Below are 12,757 nucleotides of genomic sequence, written 5' to 3' on the forward strand. Positions count from 1 at the left end.
CTTGGCGCTCTCTGGGCGGGCACTTGCCAAGCACCCTCTCTTATTCGGCGACGTGGTGCGGGAGCGGAGTCCGGCGTGGGTCGTGTAAGTCGAAATCGCGCACGGCTATAAATCTGAACTGGTTTCAGATATCGCACGGTGCGCCACAATCGCGCCACCTTGCCTAGCGTGGAGACAGTTTCAGGCAATGATTGTGCCCCCGAAGTTACTTTTTGAGGGCGTCGGCCACTTCGATCGAAACCCGGCTCACCTCGAAGACCTCGTCGACGGGTATTGCTGGGCCCGACGTACCGCGTACCGCTTCCATAAAGGCAGCTGCGCAGTCGGTTTGCCCCTTATCCTGTTTCCACAACCTGCTGCCCTTTGTGCCCGGCCAACCGTGAGCTTTCAGGCGCAGAAAATTGTCGAGTTGGAGCACCCGACCAGCGGCGAACACTTCGAGACGTTCCTTAGGCACGCCGCTGTGTCCGTTAGCGAAATAGTGGATCGTGCCAATTGAACCGTCTTCGAATGACAAGGTGATAGTTGCTTTGTCGTCGCGCACTGCAATGGCGGGATGATCACCTAGAGCAATAGCGTGATGAGACACGATCGGTGCGCCAGCTAGGTGGCGTAGCAAGTCGATGAAGTGGCAGCCCTCACCCACTATCCTCCCTCCCCCAACGACCGGGTCTTGCGTCCAGTGTTCGGGCGGTATCTCGCCAGCATTGACAGTCATCACAAACGCCTTGGGCTGATCGACCTTTTCGAGCAGTTCTTTCATTTGGACAACATGCGGGGCAAAACGACGGTTGAAGCCGATCATGAGTTGCTGATCAGGGCGATCAGCCTTTGCCGCCTCAATTTCCTTGAGCTCTTCAACGGTCAGGCACAGCGGCTTTTCGCAGAAAACATGCTTGCCCGCTTTTAGCACCTCTAGGATCTGATCGGCATGGGCATCATGCCGAGTGGCTATCACGACCGTATCTACATTTTCGTCCTCGAATACATCAGCTGCATCGGTCGACGCATTGACAAAGCCGTGTTTCTTTCCGGAATGCACTGCGCTGATCCCGCCGGAGCTGACGACAGTTGTGAGTTGCGCGCCTGCGGCAGCAAAGGCGGGTATCAATACACGGCCTGCATAGTTGCCAGCACCAAGGAAGGCGACGTTACCCGCGCTCGGCTTTGAGTTTGCTGTGCCAAGCGCAACCTTGCGCTCCTTCGCCAATCGGCCGGCATCTACAGTATCCGGGTAGTTGATGAGGATCCCCATCGATGGTTCGCCAGACGTCAGCAGGTCCATTGCTTGGGCAGCTTGCTCAATATCGAAGCGATGCGTGATCAATGGCTTCACGTCCAGCAAACCTGAAGCCATCAAATCAAGGACAGCTTCAAAATTGCGCTGCTCGGTCCAGCGTACGAAAGCGAGCGGGTAGTCTTGTCCGCCTTCTTCGTATTTCGGATCATAACGGCCGGGCCCATAGGAGCAACTGACTTGAAAAGTGAGCTCCTTTTCATAGAAATCCTCGCGCATCAGGTTTAGGCCAACCACGCCTACTAGCACGATGCGACCGCGTTTGCGGCTCATATGTGCGGCCTGACGCATGGGCTCATCACTATCGGACGCCGCAGTTATGATCACCGCATCTACGCCATTCCCGCGCGAAAAGGCGGCGGCTGCCTCGAGCACATCTTCGCCAGCTCCGGGATTGACGGTTTTCGCACCGAACTGCCGGGCGAGCGACAGGCGGCTCTCGTCAAAGTCGATCCCAAGCACTCGGCATCCCTGCGCACGAAGCATCTGCACGACCATAAGCCCGATCACGCCAAGACCCGTTACCACAATGCACTCACCGAGAGTGGGATTGGCTAGACGGATGCCCTGCAAGCCGATCGCGCCGAGCACCGTAAAGCTAGCCTCTTCTGCGGAAACAGAAGCTGGAATCTTAGCGCACAAATTCCTTGGCACTGTTACGAATTCGGCATGTTTGCCATTCGAGACGATGCGATCCCCTAACTCGTATCCCTCGACACCGGAGCCAATCTCCGCGACGCGCCCTACATTACAATATCCAAGAGCTAACGGCTGATCGAGCTTAGACTTCACGGCGTCATACGTCGCCGCGACCCCGTCCGACCGCGCTTTGCCTAGAACCATCTTGACTTTGTCTGGCTGCTGACGGGCTTTCGAAATCCAGCCAGACTTGCCGAACTTGACCAACATCCGCTCAGTTCCGGCGGAGACGAGCGTCGTATCAGTGCTAATCAGCAACTGGCCGGAGACAGGTCGCGGGATTGGCACGTCTTCAAGACTGGTGGTTCCATCTTTCAAGGATTGTAGGACTTGTTTCATATCAGAGAGGTTGAACCTGTCTTAGCAGGGCCACTTTTTCTTCCGGATTAGGATAATTGATGAGGACGGCGCGGTATCTACCTTTAAAGACGAAGAGGCTACCGGCGGCGGCACCGATCAAACCTTGAGAATTCCAAAGCTGTTCGATGTCTTGAAGGGACCCCGCGCCACCTAGCACCGTCATGGGCAAGCTGCAATTCTGGCGAACTCTGTCAATCAAATCGAGGTCATATCCCTTCAATGTCCCATCGAGATCGACAAAATTCAATACTATTTCGCCTGCGCCCTGTTGCGAGATCTCATTCAAGAACTTGCCGGGTTCAAGGCCGGTCCGCTTCGTGGCATTATGGGTTACGATCTCAGGCCGTCGAAAAAGCCCAGTTCGCTGAATGTCGAGTACCACTACCACGCTTTGCGCTCCTACACGCTCAGCCGCTTTGCGGATTAGATCAGGATTAGAGACGGCTGCTGCGGAAATGGCCACTTTTTCTACACCTAAGCCGATTATCCTCTCGACCTGCTCTACGCTGTTCACGCCGCCGCCATATGAAAGTGGCATGCGGCTCTCATTGGCCAAATTTTCTATCATCCGATAATTGGGTTCATTTCCCAGTCGGGTCGCATCAATATCTATCACCATCAATTCGTCGACGGACTTCTCGTTGAAGATCCGCACCGCGTTGATAGGGTCACCGACATACTTAGGATCATCAAATTTCACGGTCTTCACCAGTCCGGAATTGTGAACCAGTAAGCACGGAATGAGGCGTGGGCGAAGCATTAGGCGGACATCGCAAAGTTCTTAAGTAGGCCAATGCCCCAATCGTGGCTCTTCTCGGGATGAAACTGAGTCGCAACGATGTTCTTACTTCTTACCGCAGCAGCAAATTCAATCCCGTAATGCGCATGAGCAATTATATGGTCCGGGTCTGCTGGTTTGAAGAAATATGAGTGCAAAAAGTAGTATTGTGGGTCATCAATGCCTTTGAACGTCGGTTCAGCGGCCTTGGGCGAGACAGTATTCCAGCCCATATGCGGCAAGTGAGTTTTATGCTGAAACCAAGAGCTACGAAACCGCTCGACGTGTCCTTTGATCCAACCTAGTCCAGCGCTATTCCCTTCGTCGCTTTGTTCGGCCATGATTTGCATGCCGACGCAGACGCCAAGAACCGGGACTTTGTCTTCCAATACTCGTCGGTCTAACATTGCCCGCATCCCAGACCGATTAAGCTTTCCCATTGCCCAATCAAAGGCGCCAACGCCAGGCAAAATCAATCGTTCCGAAGTTGCAAGATCATCCGGTGTCCGCGCCCGCTTCGCAGGCAGGCCTAGACGCCGAAAAATCGTTTCAAATGCCCCTACATTGCCCAAGCCGTAGTCAACAATGCCGATCAACGCTTGCCCCCTAACTCTAAGCCAAGCGCGCGCATTGCAAATGCGCCAACCTTGTAGATTTGTTGTTGGTTTTCATAGTCCAGATAACTCTTCTTAGGTAGTTCCATATAGCCGTTGAGCTCGCCCACCGTGATATCGAGTTTATTGGCAATAAACTCGATTTCTTGTTCAATTGAAGCCTCATCGAAAGGTGACTTCTCAAGCTCTGCCAAGGCTTCCTCACGGGTCATTTGCCCAGTCACTATCAGGCTCGAAAATTGCACTTTGCGGACGTCATAGCCAAAGCGCTTCGGAAGCCAATAGCTCTCGTAGAAGCGCGTAAAGCGCGATTCAAAGTGCTTTTGTGGATAAGGCTGCCAGCCAAATCGCTCCATCAACAATGTTTTAGCATCTTCTTTGATGTAAGGCATATAGTTCAATGGCCGTAACACTTGGATCCCCTTGACATAGGGTAGCCATATTTTGTGCCACAATATTGAGGTTAAAGGGTAAGTCTTCAAAGGGCGCTCGCCAAATTGTCTATGGATATCTTTGATCTGGCGGGAATCTGATTGAAAATACATCCATTCGAGCGGGTTGCGGATGCACTCAGTTGATAGATTTGCGCCTGTGAGGATGTATTTGATATTATGCTCTGTTGCGAACTTATACATGGTCGCGAAGAAGGCATGATCTTGCGGCGTATCTATATGTGAAACGCCTGAGCGAAAGAAGGCGCGCTGAAGGTCTTTCATCTCTTCCCAGTTGATGACCTCGGTAAAGAGATCCAGGCCTAATCCATCGACCAGTCTCTCAATATTGTGCACTGCAATCTGAGAATTCCAACCTGCATCAACATGAAAAACTAACGGCCGCAACCCAAGCTTCTCTTTTGCTGCATAGACCAAGTATGAACTGTCAATACCGCCACTCATTCCAATGATGCAGTCGAAATCGCGACCTTTGCCCGCAGCTTTGATCTTGTTTGCCATGCGCTCAAGATCTGCCGCGCCTCGCTCACCAGTGTGCCAATTTGGCTTGATGTCACTGTAGAACGTATTGCAGTGATCACAAACGCCCTTGTGATCAAAGACGATTGCGCGGTCGGTTGTGTCCATCACACAATTTGTGCAAATTTGTTTTTCTTGAATCATTCATCGAACCTCGTGAGAGTTCTATCTGGGGCCTGAAACTACTTCGCCTAAATGCTATTTAGTCAGGAGGTCATTGGAAGTCGGCCCACGTTGCCACTCTTCTGAGCAGATGTTGAAAGTGCTTTGTGACTAGCCCCTCTCTCCGCTGCGCATAACGTTAGAACAGCTATCAGCCAGATGTCGGGGGACTGACTCAGTGTTTTTGAAACCATCGAAAGTGTGACTAGCATTACTGTCACCAGCGCCCAAGGCAAAGCGTCACGCGACAGCAGCTTGGTAGCTAGGGTCCACGCGGACTTCAGTACCGCAACAAGGCTAAAACTAAAAATCAGCCCCCCAATTAGGCCGGTCGCAAGGAACGCTTCTAGTAGCGCATTGTGTGCGTATGCAGTCTGTCCATAAGCAAGATAGGAATGCCCCAAAACCGGGGAATCAACGAAACTTGCAATTGCATCTCTATAGATCAGATTGCGGATTTCTGACCCGCGCTCTCCGCTCAAGGCAGATGTCTCTGCCAGACGCGCTATTGACAATAGTAGGTCACCACTCTTGATGATAAAATACACTCCAATAATTGAGCCTAAGGCGAATAGGAACTGAAACGATCTCGATGCTAATTCTTTAGATTGCCCCCCAGCCTGGTGGTAGCGCGCCACCACAGAGGCAAAGTAGAACAGCAGAGCGAAAATAAAGGCCACAAAGGGCCCCCGCGAGCCTGACAGTAGCAAGCAGACCAGTCCAAGAGCTAATGCGCAAAATGAAAACGAATAATCTGATCGCGAAAGACTTCCCCTCACAGCCAATTGACCTATTGCGAAAGCGACCAATAGTCCACCGGTAATCCCGATTGTGATAGGATTGAGTACTGCCGCTACTTCACCATCTCCCCTAATTTCAAGCCGTTGGGCCCGAAGAAAGTCGGCTGCGGATGCGCCACTTTCCAAGAAATAAAGAAGAATAAGAACACAAGAAGCGAATAGCGTGTAGAAAGACACCCTTCTGAGCCTAGCCAAATCTCCTGGCTGAAATGCAACAGCGATACTCAGAGCTGGCAACAAGGTTAGAAAATAAAAATAAATTGCTATATAGCTGCCTTCAACATTTGGAGGTGCAATACCTTTGACGAAGATGTCATAACCAAGCCGAAGGCCATATAGAAGAAAGAAGAACATAATAGGCTTACTGAGCCAGGGGAGTCTGACTTTTCCTTTCGAGAGAGCTGCCAGAAGTGAAATACCGAACATTGCTGCAAAGACTAGCTTCAGCACCAAGTTTGCCTGATCGATGGGAGTGTTAGCGAAGAATCCTAAAACAGTTGTGGCGGGATAGCTGAATGCAAGAAATGCAAGTGCGGGTATGTATAGCGCTCTCATTGGTTTCGTACCCGCTCGACATTTCTTACTTCGGGATGGGTTTTTACTTGTCTGTCGGAAATTTTGGGCGCCAACCAGACAGAAAACGCGGCTACTGAGAAACAAGCGATCACGTTAAACAATATACCCATACCTGCGAAAGCCCGGTTATTAGAGGGGAATGGAACATAATGGTTGATTGCGAAAGCAGCGACCAAAACGGATGCGAGAACGAGCCCATGGTCAACTGCCAGCGTTTTGAAATAGGATGCTCCATAATATTTCTTGAAAACACTCCATCCAAATACAGCGGTACCAATCGACTGGACCATCATATATACAAAGCTCAATATGATCAGCTCGTTGAAAATAACAGCAAAGTAATATCCGAAAGCGGATACAACAAACGAACAAACACCTAATATATTGCTGTACGTTGTAAAGCCATTTGCGATGGCAACTGCGTGGGGAATTGTGGCGGCTGCTATCGCTAAGTTACCTACCAAAAGCATGGGAACGAGTGGAGCCGTGTGCAGTGCAAGCTCTCTGTCTCCGGTCCAAGCATACATCATTTCTTCGGCGTTAAAAGCTATTGCAGCAGCTGCAGGGTACGCAATCAATGCGACTACACGCATTGACTTGCGGTAAACCAAGAGTGCCTCATGTGTCTGCCCCTTGGTGAAGAGTGCCGTTAGGCGAGGTAAGGTCACAGTCAGCACCGGGCTCGCTGAGATCAATATCGATGTCCCCATCGTGCTAGCCAATGTGTAAATAGTCAATTGTTCGGCAGCGAAATAGACACTAACAAGAATTTTGTCTAACTGGGTATTCAGTGCAGCAATTAACGAGATAATCAGCATACCAAACGCAAACTGGCGAAGCTTCTTCAACGCCTTCCAATCTAAGTTGAACAGGGCGCGCGTTTGCGTAGGCCAATTCTTCATCATCTGGGAACAGGCCAGTCGCCCGAGCGCTGCGAGAAGCAGAGTAACTCCAAGTTGCCATATGAAGAAAGTTATCAGGTACGGCCAATACCCAATCAATATAAGGACAAAGGCATTTCGAAAAATTGTCCACGCTATTAGCATTAGATTGGCAGAAATATGTCTTTCAAGTCCAATTTGCGCGTTAATATAGAAACGAAAGAGTAGTTGACCGCCCGCCTCTACTGCGACGATCATTAAGCAGCAAGCTATCACAGTTCGATCGATCGAAGTACCAGAAAGTGTGTTATTCGCCAAAGCCTGACCGAAGAGAACCCCAAGAATTGCAATGCAGCAAATGATAAGCAAATACACATTTTCGATCGCCCGAAATGAGCGATGCCGCTCGCAGTCGTCTGTGTCAGTGCGAGCCATTTCACGGCCAATTGAAGCGGAAAGGCCCAGGTCGAGGACCATCAAAATTGCTGAAATTGATACGGAAAGGGCTATGACAGCAAATGCTTCAACGCCGAGGATATCTATGTAGAATGGGACAAACAGAAAAGTGGAGAGCGCGGATATAGCCCGGCTCCCTATGCTGGCAATCAAGTTTGTTCTCAGATTCATCGCCGACCAACCAGAACAGCGGGCACTCCGGCTACTATCGTTTCTGCTGGAACATCACGATTTACGAAGCTATTAGCACCCACAATCGAACCACTGCCGATCGTAACACCCTTTGCGATGGTTACATTCGCTCCGATCCATACATCATCTTCAATGATCACTTTGCTCTCTTCATTGGCCTGATGCGCCATAGGGACTTCCAAATCTGCGAAGCCATGATCAAACGCCACAACGACAACGTTGGGTGCAAGCATTACGTGCCGTCCTATTGACACGCCCGCCGTTTCACCAGAGATAGTGCAGTTTTGTGCAATCGAGCTACCTTCACCAACTTCAATGTTCCCTGTCAGCCGAACGTTGGGTGAAATTGCAACTCTACCCCCGAGAACTACTCCGCGCCGGCCATAGTAGAGTAGTCTTACCCGATTAAGCTCGATAGGGAGGGCAAGAATAAATTCGCGCCATATGCCACTAAGCACCGCAACGACCCAGGCTACGACATTGGGCCGTTTTTTGGCTCCCGTTGGCTTCAACTCCGACTCCATTCTTTGGCTATTCTCATCGCATCCGAAATCGTTTTGGCTCCAACAGAACCGCTGCCGCGCCCCCTCTTTGATCGCATCAAGTTATTCAGAAGGCTTTTTGCACGCATGAGCGTTAGCTTGCTGCCAAAAAATATGATTTGCACCCACAACCAAAAACCCTGCAATTCGGAATGTCGTATCGCCGTGCGTATATCCTGGAGGTACTCTCGATGATAAATAAGACAAGTTGCATAAAGGCAAGCGAGATTTCGCGCATCCTGACCTCTCCTGCCGCAACGTCTTGCTGCGGAGCGCAAGGACTGCGCGTAAATTGTTGGGCCAGACCAGAAAAAGGGAATGTCTTTGTCCCACGTTTGCGCAGTGTCTTTTGGCAAATGAGGTTGGGCAGCAATGGACCCGTGATGGCTTTTCCTGGTACCTGCGCCAGCAGTGCTAACAGCTGAATGGCCCGTAATTACCAAAGGCTTGGAGTGCCAAGAGATTTTTGACAAAACTGAGGTGAGGCCAACCGCGTTGGCCATATCTGGACTAGGTCCAGGAAAATAACTTCCGCTGAGAGAATAAAGACGATCGAGTGCGATCTTTGCAATAAAACCGTGATAGACGCACGGCAAGCCCTGCAAACCGAAAGCACCAGCATGACGAAAAACAGAGCCTACATGTCGGTTAAAATCGCTAATGGCCGAGTTACCCTTTATCGGTTTCTTAGCGAGACGACCAGCGTAGCCGGTGATTAGAGGGTGTTCGAGATCAGGCCAGACGTAGTGTAGCACGGGGCTGGTGACGGCTTCGATGCCGTCGCGTTTGTAAGTAGCCAAAGCATCAAGAGCCTCGGAGAGCAAGATGCCATCATCGTCTCCAATCATGCAAACATATGTGCCTCGACACGCTCGTACCGCTGCATCACAATTATCAACTACGGACAACCATCGAGGCTCATGATGGTATCGGATCCTGTCATCCTTCAAGGCGGCGATCGTTTGTCCCAAGCCAGAGTGGCTTGAATTGTCGTGCACTACGATCTCGAAGCTTTCATTTGAACTTCTCGTCAAATCATTAATCAAAACTTTGACGTAGTCCGACCTATCTTTTGTCGGAATTGCTATAGAAAGAATGATCTTATTCGATTCATCGATAAATTTATCCACGGGTTAAGCTTCTCTTGATAAAAGGAAGAGTTAGTAACAAGCCTTTTGTCTCTTCCACGCTTAAGCGCTGCGTATTGTGGGAAGTGTAATCTTCTATTTCATTCCTATCCGGGCTACCTTCACTTATGAAGAGTTCATAATTAAGGTCCCTATTGTCCGCAGGCACTCTGAAATATTTGCCAATCTCATCAGCCTTGGACATCTCCTCACGAGACACAAGAGTTTCGAATAGTTTCTCGCCATGCCGAGTCCCCATTATTTCAATGGGTACATCGACATTGAACAACTCCATCAATGCCAAACTGAGAACCTCAAGGGTGCATGCAGGTGACTTCTGTACAAAAATATCCCCCTGATCACCATTTTCAAATGCGTTCAGGACCAGATCGACAGAGTCATCTAGGGACATCATAAAGCGGGTCATGCGTGGGTCGGTAACACGCAGCGGTTCTTTTGCTTTTAGCTTTTCAACAAAAAGTGGGATTACTGAGCCGCGCGAGGCCATTACATTGCCATATCTGGTCGCGCACATAACGACGCCGTCATTGCCGGCGGTCCGTGCCTTTGCGATCAGCACTTTCTCAGCCATGGCTTTTGAAATGCCCATGGCATTTATGGGGTAGACCGCTTTGTCTGTGCTGAGCAAAACCATTCTATCAACGCCGTTTTCAATTGCCGCTCGGGTTACGTTGTCCGTCCCATTTACGTTGGTACGGACAGCCTCCATTGGATGGAATTCGCAAGACGGCACCTGCTTCAATGCAGCGGCATGAAAAATATAATCCACGCCCTTCATCGCCTGGTTAATCGACTCAAAACTGCGTACGTCACCCAAAGCAAAGGATACTTTGGGGCTTCGCAAAGATATGCGCATGTCTTCTTGCTTCTTTTCGTCCCGGCTGAAGATGATAATACGCTCAACGTCAGTATTCAGGAAGCGCTCCAGAACCACCTTGCCGAAGGACCCAGTACCTCCTGTGATCATCAGAGTCTTGTCTTTAAACATTCTAACCTCAGCTTTTGCGTGTATTCAATGCAAGGCTGTTAATTGAAGCGCTAATCTCTTGGATCACTTGCATTATTGTTTGGGTGTCAATCCACCATCCACATGGAATTGCGATCATTCTCTGTGAAAGGTGGAGAGTGCCTGGTAAGGAGCTTTCTCGCCCTTCGAAGCCGCTGTAGATATGGTTGGGTTGATGTAGGCAGGAAGATCCTATCCCTCTAGCTTTTAGACTGGCAAGAAGGTCATCACGACGTTCGCACAGAAGCAACATCACCCAATTGGCGGGGTCCGTACCATCTAAGGCTGCTACAAGATCAACTCCCTCAACATTCTTTAGAGCATTGTTGTAGAGATTGCGGTTCCTGCGAACCGCAGCCATTCGCTCATCGAGCGTCCTCAGATTGGCTAAGGCACAGGCGGCGTTGACATTTGTCATGCTGGCTGAATACCCAATCTCAGCCACATCAGCTGTCGGGTCAATTTCACCGCGCTCATCTCGAAATCTATTTTCATCAACCCCATAGCGCCGCAGCCTGCGGGCGCGTTGGGCTGTATCAGCATTGGGACAGATCAGGGCGGCTCCTTCTATGCCATTGACCTGGCGATTGGCGTAGAAAGAAAATACTGCAAAATCGCCTATGCTGCCAGCATTGCTGCCATTGGAGTATTGACTGCCAAACGCAGCATTGGCGTCTTCGATGAGCGCAATTCCTGCTTGATCGCAAACTGCTCGCAGTCTTTCAGTTTCAGCAAGATATCCTGCGACATGATAGACAATTATCGCTTTGGTTCTGGGCGTGATTTTTCGTTCAGCATCTTCGGTATCCATGGTCGCTGTCTGAGGGTTGACATCGACCCAGACTGGCGTTGCACCAACATTCTTGATCGGGGAGTTTGACGACAAGCAATTTAGCGAAAGTGTCAAAACTTCATCGCCAACCCCAACACCAATTATCTCCAAGGCGATCGTCAAAGCCATGCTCATGTTTGAGAAGGCGACAGCCTCTTTCCCACTCGAGAGACTCCCAATCGCGTCCTCAAGAGCATGGACTTTAGCTCCTGCAGCCAGTTGACCCGATTCCAGAACGGGCATCATCGCAGCTCTGGCATCGGGCGACAGACGGCAATCGAACAAAGGTGGCATAGTCTCGATCAGCCCTTTTTAAGTAGCTCTGCAATCTTGTCCCGGGCTACCGCGTCGACCCACCAGCCACAGGGAATGTGGACTAACTTGTCATAGAACTGCTCGACACCTCCTAACGACGTCTTGGGGCAAGCAAAGACGGAATGCAGATGATTTGGGCGATGTAGCTTTGACGCAGCTACCCCATTGTCATTTAGGCAACGTATCACGTCTTTGGAGCAGTCTGTGAGTAGTGTGTAAATCCAATAACTTGGCTCAGTGCCCGCAAGAATTTTGGCGGGTTTTATTCCTGCCACAGGTTCAAAGGCACTATCAAAAAACTGCCCGTTTTGCTTATGACTTTGTATCATTTCGTCAAGATTGGACAATTGCATCAACCCAATCGTCGCAGCTACGTTGTTCATGTTGTATTTGTAGCCACCCTCAGTGATATTCACCTCCGTCCTGGCCACTCCTTTAGAGAGTCCGAACCATCTTAGGCGCCGCGCACGTTCCATCTGGCTTTTGTCGTGTAAGACAAGCGCTCCACCATCGATCGTAGTCATATGTTTGATTGCTTGAAACGAGAAGATCGCACTGTCTCCCCACGTCCCAATTGGCTGATCGGCGTAGCGTGCCCCTAAGGCATGCGCGCAATCCTCAACAAGCTGTATGCCAGATGCATCTGCAAGCTCGCGCAATTGCTTCATATCTGCTGGATATCCAGCATAATGAACAACTACTATCGCCGCCGTTTTATCATTAATTGCTCGCTTGACACTGGCAGGATCAAGATTTCCGGTATCTGGATCTACATCTGCGAATACTGGTATTGCGCCCGTTTGTAGGATAGCTGTGTTGGTGGGCTCCGCTGTCATTGAGGTGGAAATGACTTCTTTTTCGTGACCTGCCCCAGCCAACAAAAGCGCGATGTGTAGGGCGCCAGTACCGCTTGAGGTTGCCAGAATCTCACCCAGCTCAAATTTGGCGGCAAATTGCCTCTCAAATTCATAGACTGGTTCGCCCTCTGCTATAAATCCGCCATAGAGAACTTTCTCAAGAGCCGGCATCAACTTCTCGCGGGCAGGCATAGCAACTTTGACTAGAGGCACTATTGTATCTAAATCTTTCACTGATCGTCGATCTTTATTAGCCGAAGCCGAGCATGTC

At 50.2% G+C, this 12,757-nt stretch carries 11 protein-coding genes; all 11 read right to left on the minus strand.

What is annotated here, in order from left to right; genetic code table 11:
- Positions 1-205: 205 nt before the first annotated feature.
- Positions 206-2,314 carry a bi-domain-containing oxidoreductase gene (locus ASS64_RS03540; protein WP_198147622.1) on the minus strand — a complete coding sequence of 703 codons (2,109 nt, stop codon included), beginning with the start codon at positions 2,312-2,314 and terminating at the stop codon, positions 206-208.
- A 22-nt stretch (positions 2,315-2,336) separates the two neighbouring features.
- The gene (locus tag ASS64_RS03545; protein ID WP_067689889.1) at positions 2,337-3,116 is read right to left on the minus strand and encodes an AglZ/HisF2 family acetamidino modification protein; all 780 of its coding nucleotides are present in this window, start codon (positions 3,114-3,116) and stop codon (positions 2,337-2,339) included.
- Complete coding sequence (gene hisH, locus ASS64_RS03550; protein WP_067689892.1) at positions 3,116-3,730, minus strand: imidazole glycerol phosphate synthase subunit HisH; 615 nt, start codon at positions 3,728-3,730, stop codon at positions 3,116-3,118. Before hisH ends, ASS64_RS03545 begins: the two co-directional genes overlap by 1 nt.
- A complete protein-coding gene (locus tag ASS64_RS03555) occupies positions 3,727-4,863 on the minus strand; it encodes an N-acetyl sugar amidotransferase (RefSeq protein ID WP_083508139.1) in 1,137 nt (378 codons plus the stop codon). Before ASS64_RS03555 ends, hisH begins: the two co-directional genes overlap by 4 nt.
- Positions 4,864-4,925: 62 nt before the next feature.
- Positions 4,926-6,236 carry an O-antigen ligase family protein gene (locus ASS64_RS16305; RefSeq protein ID WP_083508140.1) on the minus strand — a complete coding sequence of 437 codons (1,311 nt, stop codon included), beginning with the start codon at positions 6,234-6,236 and terminating at the stop codon, positions 4,926-4,928.
- Positions 6,233-7,765 carry a lipopolysaccharide biosynthesis protein gene (locus tag ASS64_RS03560; RefSeq protein ID WP_083508141.1) on the minus strand — a complete coding sequence of 511 codons (1,533 nt, stop codon included), beginning with the start codon at positions 7,763-7,765 and terminating at the stop codon, positions 6,233-6,235. Before ASS64_RS03560 ends, ASS64_RS16305 begins: the two co-directional genes overlap by 4 nt.
- Positions 7,762-8,019 carry an acyltransferase gene (locus tag ASS64_RS16910; RefSeq protein WP_234002301.1) on the minus strand — a complete coding sequence of 86 codons (258 nt, stop codon included), beginning with the start codon at positions 8,017-8,019 and terminating at the stop codon, positions 7,762-7,764. Before ASS64_RS16910 ends, ASS64_RS03560 begins: the two co-directional genes overlap by 4 nt.
- A gap of 275 nt (positions 8,020-8,294) precedes the next feature.
- A complete protein-coding gene (locus ASS64_RS16315; RefSeq protein ID WP_083508143.1) occupies positions 8,295-9,458 on the minus strand; it encodes a glycosyltransferase family 2 protein in 1,164 nt (387 codons plus the stop codon).
- A complete protein-coding gene (locus ASS64_RS03570) occupies positions 9,451-10,464 on the minus strand; it encodes a polysaccharide biosynthesis protein (protein WP_067689903.1) in 1,014 nt (337 codons plus the stop codon). Before ASS64_RS03570 ends, ASS64_RS16315 begins: the two co-directional genes overlap by 8 nt.
- 7 nt (positions 10,465-10,471) lie before the next feature.
- Positions 10,472-11,557, minus strand: a complete 1,086-nt coding sequence (locus tag ASS64_RS16320) for a DegT/DnrJ/EryC1/StrS aminotransferase family protein (RefSeq protein ID WP_198147624.1) — start codon at positions 11,555-11,557, stop codon at positions 10,472-10,474.
- A 59-nt stretch (positions 11,558-11,616) separates the two neighbouring features.
- Positions 11,617-12,720: a DegT/DnrJ/EryC1/StrS aminotransferase family protein gene (locus ASS64_RS03575; RefSeq protein WP_198147625.1), complete on the minus strand. Its 1,104-nt coding sequence runs from the start codon at positions 12,718-12,720 to the stop codon at positions 11,617-11,619.
- Between the last annotated feature and the right edge of the window lie 37 nt (positions 12,721-12,757).

It is taken from the genome of Erythrobacter sp. AP23, assembly GCF_001542855.1.
Classification (GTDB): domain Bacteria; phylum Pseudomonadota; class Alphaproteobacteria; order Sphingomonadales; family Sphingomonadaceae; genus Qipengyuania.